18 protein-coding genes are annotated in these 20,402 nt (G+C 68.6%); 10 read left to right on the top strand and 8 right to left on the bottom strand.

The genetic code is table 11. The annotated features are described in order from the left end of the window. Positions 1-24 precede the first annotated feature (24 nt). The 3 genes from VKZ50_08225 (at position 25) to VKZ50_08215 (ending at position 4,598) form a co-directional block, all read left to right on the top strand. Entirely contained in the window at positions 25-789 is a 765-nt protein-coding gene (locus tag VKZ50_08225) for a DUF72 domain-containing protein (protein ID HLJ59703.1), read from the top strand. Next, positions 779-3,532 carry a non-homologous end-joining DNA ligase gene (ligD, locus tag VKZ50_08220; GenBank protein HLJ59702.1) on the top strand — a complete coding sequence of 918 codons (2,754 nt, stop codon included), beginning with the start codon at positions 779-781 and terminating at the stop codon, positions 3,530-3,532. The genes VKZ50_08225 and ligD overlap by 11 nt, the downstream gene beginning before the upstream one ends. A 109-nt stretch (positions 3,533-3,641) precedes the next feature. Next, positions 3,642-4,598: a branched-chain amino acid transaminase gene (locus VKZ50_08215; GenBank protein HLJ59701.1), complete on the top strand. Its 957-nt coding sequence runs from the start codon at positions 3,642-3,644 to the stop codon at positions 4,596-4,598. Between the two features lie 112 nt (positions 4,599-4,710). On the opposite strand, the gene VKZ50_08210 is transcribed toward VKZ50_08215, so the two are convergent. Together VKZ50_08210 and VKZ50_08205 are read right to left on the bottom strand one after the other, a co-directional pair. After that, positions 4,711-5,529, bottom strand: a complete 819-nt coding sequence (locus VKZ50_08210; protein ID HLJ59700.1) for a carbon-nitrogen hydrolase family protein — start codon at positions 5,527-5,529, stop codon at positions 4,711-4,713. 47 nt (positions 5,530-5,576) lie between these two features. After that, on the bottom strand, positions 5,577-6,518 hold the full coding sequence (locus VKZ50_08205; protein ID HLJ59699.1) for a YihY/virulence factor BrkB family protein: 942 nt from the start codon (positions 6,516-6,518) through the stop codon (positions 5,577-5,579). 92 nt (positions 6,519-6,610) lie between these two features. On the opposite strand from VKZ50_08205, the gene VKZ50_08200 reads away from it, so the two are divergent. Continuing rightward, the gene (locus VKZ50_08200; GenBank protein ID HLJ59698.1) at positions 6,611-8,203 is read left to right on the top strand and encodes a hypothetical protein; all 1,593 of its coding nucleotides are present in this window, start codon (positions 6,611-6,613) and stop codon (positions 8,201-8,203) included. A gap of 131 nt (positions 8,204-8,334) precedes the next feature. Beyond that, entirely contained in the window at positions 8,335-8,628 is a 294-nt protein-coding gene (locus tag VKZ50_08195; protein HLJ59697.1) for a GYD domain-containing protein, read from the top strand. A gap of 260 nt (positions 8,629-8,888) precedes the next feature. On the opposite strand, the gene VKZ50_08190 is transcribed toward VKZ50_08195, so the two are convergent. Further along, positions 8,889-9,404 carry an arsinothricin resistance N-acetyltransferase ArsN1 family A gene (locus tag VKZ50_08190; protein ID HLJ59696.1) on the bottom strand — a complete coding sequence of 172 codons (516 nt, stop codon included), beginning with the start codon at positions 9,402-9,404 and terminating at the stop codon, positions 8,889-8,891. A 268-nt stretch (positions 9,405-9,672) separates the two neighbouring features. Between VKZ50_08190 and VKZ50_08185 the strand changes: the two genes are divergently transcribed. The 5 genes from VKZ50_08185 to VKZ50_08165 all read left to right on the top strand — a co-directional run bounded on the left by VKZ50_08185 (position 9,673) and on the right by VKZ50_08165 (position 12,982). Continuing rightward, positions 9,673-10,167, top strand: a complete 495-nt coding sequence (locus VKZ50_08185) for a methylglyoxal synthase (protein HLJ59695.1) — start codon at positions 9,673-9,675, stop codon at positions 10,165-10,167. 131 nt (positions 10,168-10,298) lie between these two features. Beyond that, positions 10,299-11,477, top strand: coding sequence for an FAD-dependent oxidoreductase (locus VKZ50_08180; GenBank protein ID HLJ59694.1), 1,179 nt, complete (start codon positions 10,299-10,301; stop codon positions 11,475-11,477). Then, on the top strand, positions 11,474-12,226 hold the full coding sequence (locus tag VKZ50_08175; GenBank protein HLJ59693.1) for a succinate dehydrogenase/fumarate reductase iron-sulfur subunit: 753 nt from the start codon (positions 11,474-11,476) through the stop codon (positions 12,224-12,226). The genes VKZ50_08180 and VKZ50_08175 overlap by 4 nt, the downstream gene beginning before the upstream one ends. 22 nt (positions 12,227-12,248) lie before the next feature. Then, positions 12,249-12,614, top strand: a complete 366-nt coding sequence (sdhC, locus tag VKZ50_08170; GenBank protein HLJ59692.1) for a succinate dehydrogenase, cytochrome b556 subunit — start codon at positions 12,249-12,251, stop codon at positions 12,612-12,614. After that, positions 12,611-12,982, top strand: coding sequence for a hypothetical protein (locus tag VKZ50_08165; protein HLJ59691.1), 372 nt, complete (start codon positions 12,611-12,613; stop codon positions 12,980-12,982). The genes sdhC and VKZ50_08165 overlap by 4 nt, the downstream gene beginning before the upstream one ends. Before the next feature lie 40 nt (positions 12,983-13,022). Here the strand turns inward: VKZ50_08165 and ptsP are convergent, their stop codons facing one another. The 5 genes from ptsP to VKZ50_08140 all read right to left on the bottom strand — a co-directional run bounded on the left by ptsP (position 13,023) and on the right by VKZ50_08140 (position 19,706). Beyond that, positions 13,023-15,551: a phosphoenolpyruvate--protein phosphotransferase gene (gene ptsP / locus VKZ50_08160; GenBank protein ID HLJ59690.1), complete on the bottom strand. Its 2,529-nt coding sequence runs from the start codon at positions 15,549-15,551 to the stop codon at positions 13,023-13,025. A 94-nt stretch (positions 15,552-15,645) separates the two neighbouring features. Continuing rightward, on the bottom strand, positions 15,646-16,284 hold the full coding sequence (gene dhaL / locus VKZ50_08155) for a dihydroxyacetone kinase subunit DhaL (GenBank protein ID HLJ59689.1): 639 nt from the start codon (positions 16,282-16,284) through the stop codon (positions 15,646-15,648). A 26-nt stretch (positions 16,285-16,310) separates the two neighbouring features. Beyond that, the gene (gene dhaK / locus VKZ50_08150; protein HLJ59688.1) at positions 16,311-17,312 is read right to left on the bottom strand and encodes a dihydroxyacetone kinase subunit DhaK; all 1,002 of its coding nucleotides are present in this window, start codon (positions 17,310-17,312) and stop codon (positions 16,311-16,313) included. A gap of 37 nt (positions 17,313-17,349) precedes the next feature. After that, positions 17,350-18,849, bottom strand: a complete 1,500-nt coding sequence (gene glpK / locus VKZ50_08145; protein ID HLJ59687.1) for a glycerol kinase GlpK — start codon at positions 18,847-18,849, stop codon at positions 17,350-17,352. 110 nt (positions 18,850-18,959) lie between these two features. Then, positions 18,960-19,706, bottom strand: a complete 747-nt coding sequence (locus VKZ50_08140) for an MIP/aquaporin family protein (GenBank protein HLJ59686.1) — start codon at positions 19,704-19,706, stop codon at positions 18,960-18,962. Positions 19,707-20,402 lie beyond the last annotated feature (696 nt).

Raw genomic sequence — 20,402 nt, 5'->3', positions numbered from 1 at the left:
CGCCGAGCGCCAGGGAGGCAGACGATGCGGGACGGAACTCCAGGGGCACAGACGCCCGGAGCGGACAGCGGAGCCGGCGCCTCACGGCGCATCTTGGCCGGCACGTCGGGATTTGCGTTCCCCGAGTGGAAAGGCGGATTCTACCCGTCCGATCTCGCGAACGATCGTCTTCTCTCGCACTACGCGACGGCGCTGCCGACGGTCGAGATCAACGTGTCGTTCTACCGGATGCCCACCTCGGCGATGCTCGCGGCGTGGCAGGCGCAGACGCCCGCGGGGTTCCGCTTCGCGATCAAGGCGCACCGGCGGATCACGCACCAGAAGCGTCTTCGCGACGTGGACGACGACCTGCGCTGGCTGGCCGAACGCGCCGGCGAACTGGGGAAGCGGCTCGGCCCGGTGCTGTTCCAGCTCCCGCCTTCGTTCCGGCGCGACCTCGCGGTGCTCGAGCGGTTCCTGGTCGCGTTGCCGCCGCTGCCGTACGCGGCCGTCGAGTTCCGCCACGCGAGCTGGCACGATGAGGCGACGTACGCGCTGCTGCGGACGCATCGGGTCGCGCTGTGCGTGGCCGAGGACGAGAACGGTTGCGAGCCCCTCGTGCACACCGCGCCGTTCGGCTACTATCGCCTGCACCGGTTGCAGTACACCGAGGAGCAGCTGCGGACGTGGGCGGACCACCTCGGGGAACACGCCAGCCTGCGGCCGGTGTTCTGCTACTTCACGCACGAGACCGGCCCGGAGGCGGTCGCGTACGCACGCCGGCTGATGGAGCTGACCGATGGGACTTAGGGAGTACCACGGGAAACGCCGATTCGACGAGACGCCGGAACCCCGCGGGGAGGCCGCGGCTGAGCGCCCGGAGGCCGCCGGGCCGCACTTCGTCGTCCAAGAGCATCACGCCACCCGGCGGCACTGGGACCTCCGTCTCGAGATGGAAGGCGTGCTCCGGTCATGGGCGGTGCCCAAAGGGCCGTCGCTCGATCCGGCCGACAAGCGCCTGGCCGTGCTGGTCGAGGACCATCCGATCGAGTACGGGGAGTTCGAGGGCGTGATCCCGCCCGGAAACTACGGCGCCGGCTCGGTCATGTTGTGGGACCGCGGCACATACACATGCCGGGAGGGCGACCCGGCGGCGGGGTTCCGTGCGGGCAAGCTGACCCTGGACTGCTTCGGGGAGAAGATGCGCGGCGAGTTTCATTTTGTCCGCACGAAACGGAACGCCGGCCGCGACTGGCTGCTGTTCAAAGGAAAGGACAGGTTCGCGGTGTCTCCGTACTCACCGCTCGGGACGCGGTCGGTGAAGAGCGGCCGGGCCATCGAGGAGATCGCGGCCGATGCGGGCGAGCGGTGGGAGCCGGCCGTGCCGCCCGAGGCGACCAGCCCGGGGACCCCCCGTCGCGGCGGCGCGTCCAAGCGCGGCAGCGCGGGCGAAGACGAGGGCGCCGACCCGTTCCCTGCTCCGTTCGCGCCGATGCGCGCGCAGGCCGCCGCCGAGCCGTTCGACCGGCCCGGCTGGATCTTCGAAGTCAAGTGGGACGGCGTGCGCGCGCTTGCGTACGTGCGGCGGCGCGGGGCCGTTCGGGAAGTCGGGCTCTCCAGCCGTACGCTGCGCCGCCTCAACGCCCAGTTCCCCGAGATCGTCGACGCGTTGTCCCGGCTGGACGTCGAAAGCGTGGTGCTCGACGGCGAGATCATCGCGCCGGACGAGGACGGCCGGTCGAGCTTCGCGCGGCTTCAGCAGCGGTTGCACGTGGATCCCACGTCGGACGGCCGGGCCAGCGGCATCGGGATCGTCTACGCCGTCTTCGACTGTCTCTACCTGAACGGGCGCGACCTCCGCGGGGCACCGCTCTCCGAGCGGCGCCGGTCGCTCGACGCGCTTGCGCTTCCGCAGGGCCTGCTGCGTACCGACGTGGTGGAGGGCCACGGGTTGGCGCTGTTCGAGGCGGCGCGCGGCCACGGGCTGGAGGGGATCGTCGGGAAGCGCGCGGCGAGTCCGTACCGGCCGGGAGTGCGCAGCCCGGATTGGCAGAAGGTCAAGGTGCGAGCGACGATCGACGCCGTCGTCGGCGGGTTCACGCGGGGAAAAGGACAGCGGTCGCGCGTGTTCGGTGCGCTCGTGCTCGGCCAGCACGATCCCACGTCGGGCCGGCTGGTTCCGGTGGGGCAGGTCGGAGGCGGGTTGACCGACGCCGACATGCGCGCGCTCAAGCATCGACTTGAGCCGCTCGTGACGCGGACGTGCCCGTTCGCGACGCGGCCCCGGCCGCTGGCCCCGCCGACCTGGGTGCGCCCCCAGGTTGTCGTCGAGGTGTCGCACGGCGGGTGGACGACCGACGGGATGCTGCGGTTTCCGGTTTTCGTCAAGGTACGGGACGACATGCGACCTCAGGACGTGCTGACGTCCCGGGCCGCGCCGGACGAGGAAGCCATGGACGCCGCCCTCGGAGGCCGCGGGCGTCCGGCGGCGTCCCGACCCGAGCGGCGCGCACGGACGCGCGACGGCGCGGCCGCGATCCCAGCGGGGCTGACCTTTACCAACCTCGACAAAGTCTTCTTCCCGGGATCGGGATTCACAAAGGGCGATGTGATCGACTACTACCGGCGAATCGCTCCCCACCTGCTGCCGCACCTCAGGGATCGGCCCCTGGCTCTGCGGAGATTCCCCAACGGGATCGCCGGCGACGACTTCTTTCAGAAGGACGTGCCCGACGCGCCAGCGTTCGTCCGAACGGCGCGAATCTGGTCCGACCAGGGACACCGGGACATCGACGCGGTCGTCGGGGCGGATGAGGCCACGCTCTTGTGGCTCGCGCAACTGGGCTGCATCGAGATGCACGCGTGGTTCTCGCGCACGACCCCGGTGCCGGGACGTGGACGCGCGCGCCCGACCACAACGTTCTCCGGCGAGGAAGTGGCACTCGAGCGCAGCGTGCTCAACTATCCCGATTTTGTCGCGTTCGACATCGATCCGTTCATCTACCCGCCGGGGAAGGGGCCGGAGCGGCGGCATGGGGAGCTGGATCCCGAGTACACTCGGCACGGATTCGAGGCGGCGCGGGAAGCGGCGTTGTGGGTCGACGAGGCACTGGGGGCGCTCGGCCTGCGGTCGTTTGTGAAGACGTCCGGCAAGACCGGGATCCACGTGTTCGTTCCCATCGCGCGGCGCTACACGTACGCGCAGACCCACGCCTTCGCGAAGACGCTGGCGACGTGGCTGGTGCGGCACCACCCCGAGCGCCTCACCACGGCCTGGGCCGTTCCGGAGCGCGTCGGCAAAGTGTTCCTCGACTACAACCAGAACGTCCGTGGCAAAACGATCGCCAGCGTGTACAGCCTCCGCCCCGTGCCGGAGGCGACGGTGAGTGTTCCCGTGACGTGGGATGAGCTTCGCACGGGCGTGGATCCGCTGCGATGGACGATCGCGACCGTGTTCGACCGGCTCGCGCACGTCGGCGATCTGTGGGCCGGCATCCTGAGTACACCGCAGCCCCTCGGCGCCGCATCGCCGCCGCGGAAGACGCCGCGGTAGCGCCTCGTGTCCGTGGGCCATGCCCGGCCCAACGAGGATTCGGGCGCAGCGGAGCGAAGGAACCGTCACGAGCGACGGCCGGCGCGGCCGGCGGAGGAGCGTGTGGGGCATGGCGGGACATCCCGAGTGGGTCTGGTTCGATGGCGCGGTCGTTCCCTGGGAACGCGCCACGGTGCACGTGTCGACCGCGACCGTGCTGCGCGGCGCCAACGTGTTCGAGGGCGTCCGCGCCTACTGGAACGGCGACGAACGCGAGCTGTACATCTTCCGCAACGACGAACACATGGCGCGTCTGCGGAACTCCGCGAAGATCATGCGCATGCCCATTCCGTGGTCGCCGGAGGAACTGACGCGCGCGGAGATCGAGGTGTTGCGCGCCAACCGCTTCGAGGGCACGGTGTGGTTCCGGCTGACTCTGTACGTCGGCGAAGGGGAAGGACGGACGTGGCCGCCCAGCGAGGGGCGGATCGGCGGATTCATTCTGCCCCGGCTCTCGCCGCACGGCGAAGAAGTCGAGACGGGCGTGGACACGTGCATCAGTACGTGGACGCGGATTGCTGACACCAACGTCCCGCCGCGTGTCAAGGCGGGGGCCAACTACCATCAGGGGCGGCTTGCGTCGGTGGAGGCGCGCCTGAACGGTTTCACCGGGCAGCCGATTCTGTTGAACGAGCGCGGCAAAGTGTCCGAAGGCCCCGGGGCGTGCCTTGCGATGGTCCGGAACGGCGCGCTCGTGACGCCGCCGATCACATCCAACATTCTCGAATCGATCACGCGCGACACGATCCTCGAGCTCGCGCGGGACGTCCTCAAGATTCCGGTCCAGGAGCGGGAGATCGACCGCACGGAGATGTACATCGCCGACGAGGCGTTCTTCTGCGGCAGCGGCGCGGAGGTTACCCCGATTACCTCGGTGGACCACTACCCGGTCGGAACAGGGAAGCCGGGCCCGGTGACGAGGCGGCTGCAAGAGACGTACTTCTCGGTGGCGGAAGGACGCGTGCCCCACTATCGGCATTGGCTCACGCCCGTCTACGGGGGAGTCAAGGCCGCGGCCCGCGGCTAGGGCGGGCCGCACCGGAGCTCGCAGGCATCCGTTCGTCCAAGAACGCCGGGGCCGGCCGCACGTTCGTGCGGCCGGCCCCGCCACTACTCAGCGTGCGATCGTGACCGGCCGGCTACCGCCGCGCGGAGACCTCGCGCGGCGCATACAGTCCTTCGCGCCGGTGCTGAAGCGCCGGCAGCTTCTCCCGCACTCGCGCGATCCGTTCGAGGTCGACCTCGCCGACGACCACGCCCGCTTCTTCCCCGGCATCGACGAGCGTGACGCCCATCGGGTCGACGAGCCGGCTGCGCCCCGCGCAGATCGTGCCGACCTGATCCGCGGCGGCCACGAAGATCGTATTCTCGATCGCGCGCGCGGCGAGCAGCGTGACCCAGTGGTACTCTTTGAGCGCTCCGGCCACCCACGCGGCGGGGAGCAGCAGCACGTCGGCGCCGGCGAGCGCGACCATGCGGGTCAGCTCCGGGAACCGCAGCTCGTAGCACACGAGCAGCCCGAACGTTCCGAGCGGGGTGCGTACCACCCCAGGAGGCTCGGTGCCGGGGACGATCCGGTCGGACTCCCGGTAGCCGAACGCGTCATAGAGGTGCGTTTTACGGTACCTCAGCAGGAGGTCCCCGTCCGGGCCGAGGAGCACCGTCGTGTTGTGGGCGCGGCTGCGTTCGCCGGGCGCGGTCTCGTAGATCCCGCAGCCGACGTAGAGCCGCTGGGCGCGTGCCTCCGCGGCGAGCGCGGATACGAACGGCCCGTCTGCCGATTCCGCGACGTCGGCCGTGGCAACGGAGCTTTGCGGCGCGAGGAATGCCATGAACACCTCGGGCAGCAGCGCGACGTCCGCGCCCTTTCGCTTGGCCTCCCGAATCGCCAGCCGCGCGGCCTCGAGGTTCTCCGCCTTGTGGGCGGACGAGATCAACTGGCACAGCGCGATACGCATGCGAGCCTCCTCGCGCGGGCACGTGGTCGCGCCCGCGCCTGGGTAGTTCACCGGGACGCCGGATCTCCCTCCCCGGGGATCGGGATACCCCCCGTGCGCAGCTGCCGCGGCACCGACCGCCTGGGCGCATACGCGGCGACGAACTCGGCGCCGAACAGGAAGGTGCACGCGAGCGCGTAGATCCACGCGAGGAGCGCGACGATCACGCTGAGCGAGTGGTAGAGCGTGGTGTAGTCCGCGACGCGCCCGATGTACAAGCCGAGACAGTAGCTCGTAATCTGCCAGAGCACCGTGGCGATCGCGGCGCCCGGCCACGCTTCGCGCCAGCGCAGCGGCACGTTGGGCAGAAACCGATAGCCAACCCAAAAGATCCCAAACTGCGCCACGGCGGGGAAGACCGTCAGCACGGCCCGCCCGCCGCCGCGGCGGGGATCGACGGGGATCCCGAGCAGCGGCGCCAGCCCGGCCTCCCGGATGACCCGGAGCGTCAGGACCGTGGAGATCATCGCGCCGAGGAAGATCACCAGTGACCCCACCATCATGAGCACGCCCACGGCGAGCCGGGTCGGCAGAAACCGGCCGTGACACTCGAACACGCGGTCTAGCGCGACCTGAATGGCGCCGAACACGCCCGTGGCGGCCAAGATCAGGGTGAGGCTCCCGAACCAGCCGAGCGACCCCCGGTGATCGTAGGCGTCCTGCACGGTGAGGGCCAGGATGTCGGGATGTTGCGCGCCGCCGAGCAGACGCGAGAGGATCCGATCGGGGTGCGCGTGCGGGAAGGCGAGGTTCAGAACGAGCGCGAACAGGATCACAAGCGGCAGCAGCGAGAAGAGCGCGTAGAAGCTGATCGCGGCGCCGGAAAACAGGTCGCCGTGGTTCCAAAGCCCTTCGATCGCCTGGACGAACGCGACGCCCGCGTGCCCAAACCGGCCCGGCGCCCTCGCGGGCAGCGGATGCGTGTCGGAGACCAATGGTTGTCGCGCCATCGCCCTGGTCCTGTGATCCCCTCGGCCGGCCGGTTCAGGCGATGCCGGAGCCGCGCGGATTCATGGTGCCCGTACCCTCCCGGAGGTGTCGCATGAGGACACGGTCCCTGTGGCATACCATGTGCTTCGCCATCTTCCTGCTCGCGGCGGTGCTTCTCACCGGGCCGCCGGATGCTGCTCCGGCGCCGGCTCCCGGCGCGTCGAACGTGCTCACGTTCCACGGCGATTTCGCCCGCACTGGGTGGAACGCGGCCGAGCGGACGTTGACTCCCGACACCGTCCGCGGCGGGCGCTTCGGGAAGCTCTGGACCAGCTCCACCGACGGCGAGATCTACGCCGAGCCCCTCGTGGTATCCGGCGTCGTGGTCGCCGGCGCCGTCCCGCGGACCCTCGTCTACGTCGTGACTGAGCGCGACCTCGTCTACGCGTTCGACGCCGCCGCCGGCAAGGTCGCGTGGGGCCCCGTGTCGCTCGGCGCGCCGGTGTCACGCGCGTCGCTGCCCTGCGGCAACATCGATCCGGTAGGCATTACCAGCACGCCCGTTATTGATCGCGCCGCGTCGACATTGTACGTAGTCGGGCTCACCACGCCGGACGGCGGTCAGACGAAGGTGTACAAGGCGGCGGCGCTCGATCTGGCGACCGGTCGGATGCGCCCCGGGTGGCCGGCGACGATCGCGCCGCCGCCGTCGGGCGGCCGGCGGTTCGATCCGGGGACGCAGCAACAGCGGGGCGCGCTCGCGCTGGTGCGGGGCGTCGTCTACGTGCCGTTCGGCGGGTACTGGGGAGACTGCGCGCAGTACCACGGGTGGGTCGTCGGCGTGCCCGCGGGCGACCCGGCGCACCAGCAATCGTACGCCGTGCCTACCGGTCGCATGGGCGCGATCTGGGCCGCCGGGGGAATCGCGGTGGACGCCTCCGGCAGGCTCTACGCGTCGACCGGGAATAGCGATTCTGAAGGGCCGGTGGATTTCGGGAATGCCGTGATCCGGCTGGAGACCCAACCGGCGCTGCGCTTCTCCGGCGCGGCGCAGGACTACTTCGTGCCGAGCAATTTCGTCGCGCTGAACGACCGCGACACCGACCTGGGGTCGACGGCCCCGCTCCTGCTGCCGCCTCAGCCGGGCCCGGTGCCACACCTCGTGTTCATCGCCGGCAAACAGGGCGTGGCGTATCTGATCAACGCCGACAATATGGGCGGCGTCTCCAAGGGCAACGGGATCTCCGGCGAGGCCGTCTACAGCCGTTGCGTTTTCGGCTCGTGCCAGGGAGGCGGTCCGCAGGTGTTCTCTTCCGCGGCGTACTGGGACGCGGGCGTCGGCGGGCGGTTCGTGCTCGTTCCGGGCCGCGGCAGCCAGCCGTCGCCGTGCCGTGGGACCGGGGGCGTCGCCGCGCTCAAACTGGGCGCCGCCCCTGGGTTTGACGTTGCGTGGTGCAGCGGGTCCATGCGTAACGCGGGGGCGCCCGCGGTGTCGAGCGCCGGCGCGGACGGCGGGCTCGTGTGGGTCGTGGACAGCGGGGAGGGCGTGCTCCACGCGTTGAACGGGCTGACCGGAGCGGAGGTGTATGCGTCGTCCGGCGCGGATGCGCTCAGTGGCGCGCACCAGTTCATTACGCCGGCGGTGGCCGGGGGCCGGGTCTACGTCGGCGCCGGACACACGGTCGTCGCGTACGGACTGAGATAGGGAGCGCCCAGACAGGAGTGGCGGCTCACGCCGCGAACTCTGATGCCGATTCTCTTCGTACCTGACGTCTAGGCCCCAGTAGGCGCACGCCATCTGGGGCTTGTGCGTTCAACGACAAGGAGGGAGACGGGATGCCGCTGTACGTCACGCTTGCGAACTGGACCGATCAAGGGGCTCGGGACGTGAAGGACAGCGTCAAGCGAGGGGAGGCGTTCATGGCGGGCGCTGAGAAGATGGGGTGCAAGGTGCACCAACTCGTCTGGACCATGGGCCCGCACGACATCGTCGCGATCATCGAGGCGCCGAACGACACGGTGTTCAGCAGCCTCGCGCTCGGGCTGGGGAAGCTCGGCAACGTGCGGGGGCTCAGCATGCGCGCGTTCACGAAGGAGGAAATGAGCAAGATCACCCAAGCAATTCCGTAGCCGCCGCTCCGCGCCTCAGCGTGCGTCACCCGGCATCGTGGACGCAACCGAGGCCGGAACCTTTGAAGGAGGCGGTGCGCGTGCCGCAGAGCACGTCCCCGCGCCACGCCGAATTCACGGCGCACACTGTCGAGGACGTCGCGGACATCTGAACCGAGCATGTCGAGCACGCCCACCGCAAGGATGCACACCCGGCGTTCTGCGAGCGGGCGTCGTGAAGACGGCCAACGACGGGTAGGGTCTGGCCGGCGGGTCGCGGGCTAGACGCGGGACGGCGAACCGCCACCGCTTAGGTTCGCGGGAATTAGCCGCTCGACGATGACGACGTCCTTCCAGACGCCGTCGAGTTGGGCGTGCTTCTCGTATGTGCCGACTTCGCGAAAGCCCACCGCGCGAAGCAGCGCGAGGCTCCCGGTGTTCTCGGTGAACACGCGGGACACCAGCTTCCAAAACCCGGCGCGTTCGGCCGCGTCGATCAGCGCCTCCATCGCCGCACGTCCGGCACCGCGCCCCCGCACGCTGCGCGCGACGTAGACTGAGAACTCGGCGATTCCCGCATAGCACTCTCGCGGGCGGTAGGTGGACGTCGACGCGAACGCCACGATCGTCCCGCCGTCCTCGATGACCACGATGGGGTGGATCCCGTCGAACCACGCCGCCACGTCCTGCGGCGAGCGGGGTCGCGTTTCGAAGGTCGCGACCCGGTCCTCGATGCCCTCGTTGTAGATTCGGGCGATGGCGGCGGCGTCGTCCGGGGTCGCCCCGCGGGGGCGCATCGACCTCACCTCCTCGGTGCCGAACGGCGAGACGCCCCTGGGGAACCCCCGGGGGCGTCTCGGCCAGGACTCATTGTAGCATACGTACGCCACCGCACTGAAGTCGGCGCCGCGCCCCGCCCAACCACAACCGCTTCGCGCGGGGCGGTGCGGACGCGTTGCCACGGTCTCATCGCAGTCCTCGTCGCCAGCGATGGAAGGACTCCAGGGGCAGGAATGGAAGTCCTGGCCAAGAGGTGCGGACGTGGAAACGTACAACCGGGTTCGCATGGGCCGCGAGAAGCGCATAGCGTGTATCGCGCACGACAACAAGAAGGCCGACCTGGTCGACTGGATGCGGTTCAATCGCGGGTCGCTCGAACGGCATCGCCTGTACGCAACGCGCACCACGGGGCGCATGATCTCGGACGAGCTAGGACTTCCGGTCACCACGTTCCACAGCGGGCCGCTCGGCGGCGACCTCGAGATCGGCGCCCGGATCTCGCGCGGTGGGATTGACTTCCTGATCTTCTTCTGGGATCCGCTCGAACCGCTGCCACACGATCCGGACGTGCGCGCGCTGCTCCGCGTCGCCGTCGTGTGGAACGTGCCGGTCGCGTGCAACAGGGCGTCGGCGGACTTCATGGTCTCTTCCCCGCTGATGCGCGAGTCGTACGACCGTCTCGTCCCTCCCTACAGCGCCGACAGCGGGCCTCCGACAGAAACCCCGAGCCCACGACCGCCCGCGCAAGGGCCAGAGAGCGGCCCCCAAATCGAAAACTAGGACGACGACGGTCACGGCTTCGGCCGGACCGCGTGCCCGCACGGGCCAGCTTCGGCAGGAAGATCGGGTCTGCGTGAGGAAGTTAATCACCGCTGATCAGGGGATCGTGGTTCCCTGCGGGCTGGGGATTCGTGGCGCATAACGGGCGCATCGTGGTAGTCATCGGGGCGGGTTCCACCGGCGCGGCGACCGCTCACGATCTGGCCCTCCGCGGCTGCAAGGTCGTCGTAGTCGAACGCGGCGAGATTGGCTCGGGTACCACCGGACGATGTCATTGCGTGCTGCACAGCGGCGGCCGCTATTGCGTGAGGGACCACGAGGCCGCCGTCGAATGCATCCAGGAAAACATGATCCTGCGCCGGATCATGCCCGATGGCCTCGAATTGAACGATGGGTTGTTTGTCGCCCTCAGCGACGCCGACCTCGCCTACAAAGAGCCGTTTCTCACCGCGTGCGCCGCGTGCGGCATCCCGTACGAGGAGTTGACCCGCGAGCAGGCGCTCGCCCTCGAGCCGAACCTCAACCCCGGCCTCCTGGCGGCGGTTCGTGTGCCCGACGGCACATTCGAGGCCTTCCGATTCTGCCTGCGCCTGCTGGCCACGGCCATGCGCAACGGTGCTGAAGTCCATCCGTACACGGAAGTCGTAGAGTTGCTTAGCGACGGCCGGGGCACGATCCGGGGTGTGCGGGTACGGGATCGCTTGCGCAATCGCATCTATCAGATCGAGAGCGACATGGTCGTCAACGCGACCGGCGCTTGGGCGTCCGACGTCGCCGCCATGGCCGGGATCTCGGTTCCGGTCAACCCCACCCCGGGCGTCATGGTCTCCATGGACATGCGGGTGTGCAACATGGTCATCAACCGGCTCAACAAACCCGCCGACGGCGATATCGTCCTGCCTCAGCGGCGGACTTCCATCATCGGCACCACCTCGTGGCCCGTGGAGCATGCGGACTACATCCCCGTGCCGCAGGACCACGTCCGCCTGATGCTCGAGAAAGGGGCGGAACTCCTCCCGGTGCTCCGCCGGGCGCACATGAACGGCGCTTTTGCCGTGGCAAGGCCGCTCATCGGTGCGGCCGGTACCAGCGGACGCGAGCTGAGCCGTACGTTCGAGTGTTTCGACCACACGCGCGACTCGGTGCACGGCTTTGTCACGATCACGGGCGGCAAGATGACGACGGCGCGGGCAATGGCCGAGAAGACCGCGGACGTCGTGTGCCGCGCGCTGGGTGTGACGGCTCCGTGTTTGACCCGCGAGACGGTGCTGGCGTCGTCTCGCGAATTCTATGCGCAGGCGACATCATGACCTGGCGGGTCCGGTATCGGATCTCCAGGACGACCGGAAATGGGTCCGCAACCCGCCACGACACGTTCACCGTGGAGATCCGGCCGGACGAAACGGTGCTGGATGGCATCGAGGTCATTTGGGCGCGTCAGGACCGCACGCTCGCGTTCCGGCACGCGTGCCATCACGCTTCCTGCGGGTCCTGCGGGTTGCGAGTGAACGGGGTGGAGAAGCTGCCCTGTGTCACAACCGTCCAGGATGTCACCACCGACGGCGGCACCTTGACGATCGAACCGCTCCGCTCGTTCCCCGTCCTCGGCGATCTCGTGGTGGATCCGGCCCCGCTGTTCAAGCGGATGCAGCAGGTCGGCATGCCCCTGATCCGTCGCGCGGAGCCGTTCGGCGAACCCGGCGATTTCCACCGGTTTGAGAACTGCATCGAGTGCGGGCTGTGTCTCTCGGCCTGCCCGGTGATGCTTGCGAGCCCGCACTATCTCGGCCCCGCCGCCCTCGCGGCCGCGGAGCGGGTGATCGCCGAGCCTCGGGAGGCCGACGTCCCGTCCCTGCTCCGGTTGCTGGACGGTGAGCACGGCGTGTGGCAGTGCCACTCCGCGTTCGAGTGCACCGAGGTCTGCCCGTCTGACGTGAATCCTGCCGGGGCGATCATGGCGCTCCGGGCCAGGCTGATTCGTGAGCGCATCAAGAGGTTGTTCGGGCGGGGGGCATTGGCCGCTCCGTCGGGAGGCGACCGTGATACGAAGCGAACGTGAGCAGCCGGTGAGGTGGGCAGAGGTGGCGGGCTGGTTCGACGCGCGCCGGCGGCGTCTCGGTATGTGGGCGTTCGTGCTGAACCGGATCACGGGGCTGCTGCTGACACTGTATCTCTTCGTGCACTTCGCGGCGATCAGCGCCCTCTATCTCGGCGAGGGCGCCTGGGACGGCACCATGCGGCTGTTTCGCACACCGCCGTTTCTGGCGTTCGATATCCTGTTGCTCGCGGCGCTGCTCTATCACGGACTGAACGGAATCCGGCTGTCGCTTCTGGCCATCAACGTCGGCGTGCCCCGGCAGAAGACCGTGTTCTGGAGCCTGATGACGACCGGCGCGCTCGTCCTGGCCTACTGCGCGCTGCGGATATTCAGGGTGCTGCCGTCATGAAGGATGTGTCCGTGCTCACCGGATCGCGGGGATATTCCTCCTGGGCCTGGATATTGCAGGCGGCATCGGGCATCGTTTTGGTCGTGCTCGTCACGCTCCACATGGCCGCCCAGCACTTTTCCGGCCAGCAGGGGATTCTCGGCTACCGCGAGGTGGTCGCATACCTCCGCAATCCGGTCGCGTTCGTGGTGGAGACGGTGTTCGCCGCTACGGTCATCTTCCACGCGTTTGCCGGCCTCAGAGCCATCCTGATCGACCTGGGCGTGTCTGGAGACGCAGAGCGCAGGCTCAGCCTCGGCCTGACGGTGCTCGGGGGTGCGATGTTCTTGTACAGCCTCGTGTTGACGCTTGTGGTGGTGACCCGCTAGACCTGCCCGTGAACCGGCTGCGGGTCCGTGCGGGCGCGGGTTACGATGCGCCGGCCGCGCTCCAGCGACGCAGGTGGGTCCGCACCTCATCGGCCGCATCCAGCGTGAGTACCGCCTGTGCGAGCCTGCGACAGGCCGCATAGTCCAATCCGACGATGGTCTCTCGGACGCGCGGGATGGCCGGGGGGCTCATGCTCAATTCGTCGACGCCGAGCCCCACCAGTACCGGCACGGCAGCCGGGTCTCCCGCGAGCTCGCCGCACACCCCGACCCACTTGCCGCATGCGTGCGCGGCATCGACCGCCTGGCCGATGAGTTGCAACACGGCCGGCTGGAGTGCGTCGGCCAGGGCCGCTACCCGCTCGTTGCCCCGCTCGGCGGCCATCGTGTATTGGGTCAGATCGTTCGTGCCGACCGAGAAGAAGTCGACGCACGGGGCGAACGTGGACGCACGCACCGCCGCGGCCGGCACCTCCAGCATGATCCCGGTTTCCATCGTCCGTGGAACGCCCTGACCGCGGCGCCGGACCTCCTCACGCGCTTCGTCGAGGAGTGCGCGGGCGGACCGGATCTCTCCCAGGGTGGCGATCATGGGGAACATCACCTTCACCGGGAACTCGGCCGCCACCCGGATGATCGCGCGGCACTGCGTTTTGAACAGTTCCGGGTGGGCCAGGGACAGCCGGATCGCCCGCCAGCCCAAGAACGGGTTGGCTTCCGCCCTCAGGTTCAGGTACGGCAGCGGCTTGTCGCCGCCGGCGTCGAGCGTCCGGATGATCAGCGGACGGCCCCCGAGTGCCAGCGCCGCGGCCCGGTAGGTCGAGACCTGCGTCTCCTCGTCCGGCGCGGTGCGTTGGTCGAGGAAGAGAAACTCGGTGCGGAACAGCCCGACCCCCTCGGCACCCGCGGTCACCGCGGCCTTGGCGTCCGCGAGTGAGCCGATGTTCGCGACGACTTCGACCCGGTGCCCGTCCCGCGTGGCCACGCGGCCCGCGGGAACACGGGCCGTCGCTTCCGCAGCGCGCGCCGTCGCGACGCGGCCCTGATACTCGGCGACCATGGCGGGCTCGGGGGCCACCCAGACGCGCCCCTCGGCGCCATCCACGATGATCAGCGTTCCGTCCGGGACGTCCAAGATGCGCGGCCCCAACCCGACCACGGCCGGAATGCCCAACGTTCGCGCCAGGATGGCGCTGTGCGCCGTCGGCGAGCCAAACGCCGTGCAGATGCCAAGGGCAAGCGCCGGGTCGAGACGCGCGGCATCCGCCGGGGTGAGTTCGGCCGCGACCAGGATACCGGGCGCGCGCATCGTCGGCGGAGCCTGCGTCTCGCCGAGCAGGTTACGGATGACGCGGTCGCCCACGTCGGTCACGTCCCCCGCCCGCGCCCGCTGGTATTCGTCGTCGAGCGCGCGATAGGCGGCGACGATCTCCTCGGTCGCCCGCGCCCACGCCGCCTCGGCGCTGAGGTGGTCGTCGAAGATCGCTCGGCGAGCGGGGTCCAGCAGGGCCTGGTCGTCGAGAAAGAGCACGTGGACGTCGAAGATCGCCGCGGCGTCGGGGTCGGCGCGCGCGGCGACGTCATCTCGGATGCGCTGAAGCTGCGCGCGCGTCGTTCCGAGAGCGGCGATGAGGCGCTCCCACTCGTGCTGGGGATCGCCCGCGGGCGTCGCGCTGATCGGCGGCAGGGGGGAGCGGAAAAGGCGTGCCGGGCCGACCGCCACTCCCGGAGACGCGGCTAGTCCCGCGAGGGCCGCAGCGTCCGAAGACGGCGCGGGCGATCTCGCCACGCCGCTTCCGGGCGTCGCCAGCGACGTCTCGGCGCCTGACGCGTCCCCGAAGTTCACCTCGGAGAGCGCTCGGATCGCGTCGAGAGCAGCCTGAGCGTCGGCGCCGCTCGCGGCCACCTCGATCTCGTGTCCCTGGCGGGCTCCCAGCGTTGCAACCGCATTGACGCTCTTGGCGTTTACCGGGCCGCGCCCTGCGGTGAGATTGCGCACCTGGATCTCGGCGTTGTAGCGGCTGGCGGTTTGCACGAACCGCGCGGCGGGGCGCGCGTGTAACCCGAGACGATTCCCGACCGTCACGCGGAGCGGAGCTACCGTGGTCGCGACCGGCGCCGCGCCGGGGCGTACCCCGTCGACATCGCGCGCCGGTGTCGACGGCGCCAACTGCGCGCTTTTGGGAGCCAGTGAACCGAGCGCCTCGGCGGCCACCTGCTCGAGCGTGCTGCCGAGGCGTGCCTGCACGGCGGCGGCCACCGCACCCTCGACCAACGGTGCGTCGCAGAGCAGGATATGCGCGCGGCGCTCTGGGGGAACTTGTTCCAGCGCCATCTCCGCGCTCAGCACGGCGCTTCCCAGATCCATGAGCACCAGCACGCCGTCGTCGGAATAGACCTGCTCGATCGCCCGGGCGACCAGCTGTGCGTCCGTGCCCAGAGGATGTCCCGGGAGTTCGAGCCCGCCCGTCGCCGCAATACGCACGTCGGGACCAGCGACACCGCGCGCGAGCTCCGCGACGCCGTCGGCGAGTTGGGCGCTATGGGAGACGATAACGAGTCCGATCACGGTCCGTCCGCAGTCCGACGGCGTGGAGTGGGTGCTCCACGCCGTCGGACTGCATATCCGGGGCGGGCGAGGTTGGGGTCCCGCCCACGCACGTTCAACCCGCGCGAGCCCACGTGTCCGCGGCGGTCTTGAGCAACATGTGCGACGAGGTCGCCCCGGGGTCTTGATGGCCGGCGCTGCGCTCCCCGAGGTAACTCGCCCGTCCCTTGCGCGCGACAAGCGGGATCGTGGCGATCATGCCTTCCGCCGCCGCGTGTTCCGCTTCCTGCAGCGCCTCGTTGAACGCCACCCCGTTGGCGGCGGCGTTCTTCAGCGACGCGGCGGCCGGGGTCAATGCGTCGACCATGGTCTTGTCCCCGAGGTTGGCCTTGCCACGCATGACGACGCCGTTGACGCCCGCCTGCACCGCCGCCGCCCAGTCTGCCAGGGTCAGCTCCATCTTGCCCGCCACGGCGGTCCCCATTTGAATGAACAGCGTCCCGTACAGCGGGCCGCCGGCGCCGCCGACAGTGGACACCAGCGTCATTCCCACCGTCTTGAAGATGGTGCCGATGTCCTTGTCGGCAACGCTCGGCAACTTCGCCAGGACGCTCTGAAAGCCGCGATCCATGTTCGTCCCGTGGTCGCCGTCACCGATGTCCGCGTCGAGCTTGGTCAGGTAGTCCTTGGACGTCGTGATCGCCGCGGCGTACGCTTTGATCCAATCGAGCACGGCGTCGCGTGAAATCGACACGCTCTCTACCCTCCGGACCGGAACCCTCAGGTACCCCATCGCAAGCCAGGCGTCTTCACCGGGGCGTCCCAGAGCTTGGTGAGGTCGTTGTCCAGACGCAGCAGGGTGATCGAAGTCCCCGCCATCTCCAGGGACGTAATGTATGACCCGATGAGGTTCCGCGTGATCTTGATCCCGCGCCCGGCGCAGATCTTCGTCAACTCATTATACACAACGTACAGCTCGATCAGCGGCGTGCCGCCCATGCCGTTCACGAACGCCAGGACCTGGTCCCCCGTTTTGAACGGCAGGTCGTCGAGCACCGGCCCGGCGAGCAACGCCGTGATCTCCGCGGCGGTCTTCAACTTCATGCGCGTGCGGCCTGGTTCGCCGTGGATGCCGATGCCGATCTCCATCTCGTCCTCGCCGAGATCGAAGGTCGGCTTGCCCGCCGCCGGCACCGTGCACGAGGTGAGGGCCATCCCCATGGTGCGCCCCTGCGCGTTGACTTTGCGGGCCAGGTCGGCCACCGCTTTGAGGGGACGGCGCTCCTCGGCTGCCGCCCCGCACAGCTTCTCCACCAGGACCGTCACCCCGACACCGCGCCGGCCTGCGGTGTAAAGGCTATCCTGTACCGCCACGTCGTCGTTCGTCACCACGGCCTCGACCTCGATGCCCTCCGATCGGGCGAGGTCGGCCGCCATCTCGAAGTTCAGGATGTCCCCCGTGTAGTTCTTGACGATGTGCACGACGCCGGCCCCGCCGTTCACGGCCTTCGTCGCCTCGAGCATCTGGTCGGGCGTGGGGGACGTGAACACCGCGCCCGGGCAGGCGGCGTCGAGCATCCCGCGCCCGACGAAGCCCCCGTGCATCGGCTCGTGCCCCGATCCGCCGCCCGAGAGGAGCGCCACCTTCCCTTTGACCGGCGCGTCGGCCCGGACGATGTAGTTGGGATCGTAGTGGACCTTGACGAGATCGGAATGCGCCGCCGCGATGCCCTGCAACTCTTCCTTGACGAGATCTTCTGGCTTGTTGATGAGCTTCTTCATCGTGGTCCCCCCTCGAGGGATCCTCTCGGCCTCGCGTCTACGCGTTCACCCAATCGAACGTTCTGGTGACAGCCTTCAGCCATGTCTTGTACAGCTGCTCGCGCTTGTCCGCGGGCATCTGCGCGTGCCACTCCTTGTCCCGGGCCCAGTTGGCGCGCAGGCCCTCGACGTTGGACCACAGCCCCGTCGCCAACCCGGCGGCGTACGCCGCGCCCAGCGCGGTGGTCTCGGCGACCTTGGGGCGGATCACCGGCACCCCCAGGATGTCCGCCTGGAACTGCATGAGCAGGTCGTTGAACACCATGCCTCCGTCCACTTTGAGCGCGGTCAGCTTCACGCCGGAGTCCTTGTTCATCGCGTCGAGCACTTCACGCGTCTGGAACGCCGTGGCCTCCAACGCCGCGCGCGCGAGGTGGCCCTTGTTGGCGTAGCGGGTCAGCCCGGCGATCACGCCGCGGGCGTCGCTCTTCCAGTACGGGGCGAACAGCCCCGAAAACGCCGGGACAAAATAGACGCCGCCGTTGTCGTCGACCGTCTTGGCGAGCGCTTCGACGTCCGCGGACTTCGCGATCATCGAAAGGTTGTCGCGGAGCCACTGCACGAGCGCCCCGGTGATGGCGATGGAGCCTTCCAGCGCGTACACTGGCTTCTGCTTGCCGATGCGGTACCCGAGCGTGGTGAGCAGGCCGGACTTCGACTGGATCGCCTTTTCACCGGTGTTGAGCAGCATAAAGCAGCCGGTGCCGTAGGTATTCTTCGCCTCGCCGACGCCGAAGCAGGTCTGCCCGAACAACGCCGCCTGCTGGTCCCCCAGATCTCCCGCGACGGGGATCCCGGCGAGGTCGCCCTTTGCCGGGCCGTAGACGTCGCTCGATGCCCGGATCTCGGGCAGCATCGCTTTCGGTATGCCCATGATGCGCAGGATCTCCGGATCCCAGTCAAGCGTCTCCAGGTTCATCAACATCGTCCGGCTGGCGTTGGTCACGTCGGTCATGTGCAGGCCGCCGTTCGGTCCGCCGGTGAGCCACCAGATCACAAAGGTGTCGATGTTGCCGAAGACGGCGTCGCCGCGCTCCGCCGACGCGCGGACGCCCTGAACGTTGTCGAGGATCCACTTGATCTTCGGGCCTGAGAAGTAGGTCGCCAGCGGCAGGCCGACCTTGGAACGGAAGCGATCCTGACCGCCGTCCTTGGCCAGCTCGTTGCAGATCGTGTCGGTCCGAGTGTCCTGCCACACGATCGCGTTATAGACGGGCTTGCCGGTCTTCTTGTCCCACACGACCGCCGTTTCACGCTGGTTCGTGATGCCGACCCCGGTGAGGTCCTTCGCCGAGATCTTGCCCTTGGCCAGCCCGCCCTTGATGACCTCTTGGGTGCGTTGCCAGATCTCCACGGGGTCGTGCTCCACCCAGCCTGGCTTGGGGTAGATCTGCTCGTGCTCTTTCTGGTCAACGGCGACGACCTCGCCCTTTTCGGTGAAAATCATGAAGCGCGTGCTGGTGGTCCCCTGGTCCACAGCCGCTGCGTACTTCGCCATCACAGCCCCTCCACTCGATCGACTTGACCCTAGTTTGTGGAGCAACTCCCGTGCTTCGCCGGCCGGAGCCCGGCCACTCCCCGCGGATTCGCCGGTTAGTTCCTATCCGGTCAGTGGAACATCGCGTGATAGAAGAGCGCGCCGAGCACACCGCCGATGATCGGACCGACGATGGGTACCCAGCTGTAGCTCCAATCCGAGTCGCGCTTGCCGGGGATTGGAAGTACCGCGTGCGCGATGCGCGGCCCCAGGTCGCGCGCGGGATTGATCGCGTACCCGGTCGGCCCGCCGAGCGACAGGCCGATGGCCCACACGAGCAACCCTACGAGCAGGGGCGGAAACGCGGTGGCGAACGCCGTGCGCAGCGGGGTGTCCGTCATGACACCCGCGCTGAAGTTGCCGACGATGGCGAGCACGCCGAACACGAGCACGAACGCGCCGATGATCTCCGTGACGAGGTTTGCGCCGTAGTTGCGAATCGCCGGAGCGGTCGAGAAGACCGCGAGCTTCAGGTCGGCGTTCTCAGTGACCGGCCAGTGGGGCAGATAGGCCAGGTAGACGATGACCCCGCCAAGGAACGCGCCGATCATCTGCGCGAGGATATACATCGGCACCTGGGACCACGGGAACAACCCGATCGACGCGAGGCCGATCGTCACGGCAGGGTTGATGTGGGCGCCGCTGATGCGCCCGACCGCGTACACGGCGATTGCGACGGCCAGTCCCCACCCCGCCGTGATGACGATCCATCCGCTGTTCTGGGATTTCGTCTTGTTGAGTACCACACCGGCCACGACGCCGTCACCTAGAATGATCAGCACCATCGTGCCGATGAGCTCTGCCGCAAAGGTTGACACTTTGCCCCCCCCTTTTTTCTCAAATAGACGTTCAACATCATGGTGCGCGTGGAGGAAAGCCGCAGTCAACGAGAAGCAAGATTTCGTTCCAAATCGGAACACCAACAAGGCGTCGCGCGTTCCATTTTGCAGCAACCGAACGGATGATCGGAGCGTCTCCTTAGCACCAGGCTCCCTTAAGACTCCTTGGAGATCGATGGCGACGACGGCGGATCGGTGGATCGATCCTTCATGCGCCTCCCAAATATTGAGACCGCGCCCGGTGCTCTCGAGGGGATCGGTCAGCCGGGGGCGGCGGGATAGGCCTCGGGTTCGCGGAAGTCGCAGTCCCGTCGGTGCACAGCGCTCTTGGTTGATCATCGCGTCCGCGAGCAACGGCGCACATCACGTCACCCCGCTCGGCGGGATGAGCCTGACCGCCGGGCGAACGGCGGCTGAACGCGCTTCTCGGGGAAGCGGGCGATCGACGCCGGTTGCGGTGATCTTACACGGAGGGCCGCGAGTTCGTCGGGCCCGCCCACGTAGTGGCTCCGACGCTCGAGGCCGTGACCGGCATCGCCGCGAGAGATCGCCGAGCCGCCCATGGTCGTCTAGCAGGCTACGGAAAAATCAGGTGCGAGCATGACCATGCCTCCGGAACCGCAATCAGTTCGCAGCGCGCGTCCGTCGGTTAGCGCGTCCGCGCCGGTGGCGCAA

Source organism: bacterium (assembly GCA_035295165.1).
Lineage (GTDB): Bacteria > Sysuimicrobiota > Sysuimicrobiia > Sysuimicrobiales > Segetimicrobiaceae > JAJPIA01.
This window is presented reverse-complemented; position numbering and strand designations above follow the sequence as displayed.

Coding starts and splice junctions, on each gene's coding strand:
- VKZ50_08225 (HLJ59703.1), top strand. CDS start 25: ATGCGGGACGGAACTCCAGGGGCACAGACGCCCGGAGCGGACAGCGGA.
- VKZ50_08175 (HLJ59693.1), top strand. CDS start 11,474: ATGACCTGGCGGGTCCGGTATCGGATCTCCAGGACGACCGGAAATGGG.
- VKZ50_08200 (HLJ59698.1), top strand. CDS start 6,611: ATGAGGACACGGTCCCTGTGGCATACCATGTGCTTCGCCATCTTCCTG.
- VKZ50_08165 (HLJ59691.1), top strand. CDS start 12,611: ATGAAGGATGTGTCCGTGCTCACCGGATCGCGGGGATATTCCTCCTGG.
- ligD (HLJ59702.1), top strand. CDS start 779: ATGGGACTTAGGGAGTACCACGGGAAACGCCGATTCGACGAGACGCCG.
- VKZ50_08205 (HLJ59699.1), bottom strand. CDS start 6,518: ATGGCGCGACAACCATTGGTCTCCGACACGCATCCGCTGCCCGCGAGG.
- VKZ50_08195 (HLJ59697.1), top strand. CDS start 8,335: ATGCCGCTGTACGTCACGCTTGCGAACTGGACCGATCAAGGGGCTCGG.
- VKZ50_08185 (HLJ59695.1), top strand. CDS start 9,673: ATGGGCCGCGAGAAGCGCATAGCGTGTATCGCGCACGACAACAAGAAG.
- dhaK (HLJ59688.1), bottom strand. CDS start 17,312: ATGAAGAAGCTCATCAACAAGCCAGAAGATCTCGTCAAGGAAGAGTTG.
- VKZ50_08215 (HLJ59701.1), top strand. CDS start 3,642: ATGGCGGGACATCCCGAGTGGGTCTGGTTCGATGGCGCGGTCGTTCCC.
- glpK (HLJ59687.1), bottom strand. CDS start 18,849: ATGGCGAAGTACGCAGCGGCTGTGGACCAGGGGACCACCAGCACGCGC.
- VKZ50_08190 (HLJ59696.1), bottom strand. CDS start 9,404: ATGCGCCCCCGCGGGGCGACCCCGGACGACGCCGCCGCCATCGCCCGA.
- VKZ50_08210 (HLJ59700.1), bottom strand. CDS start 5,529: ATGCGTATCGCGCTGTGCCAGTTGATCTCGTCCGCCCACAAGGCGGAG.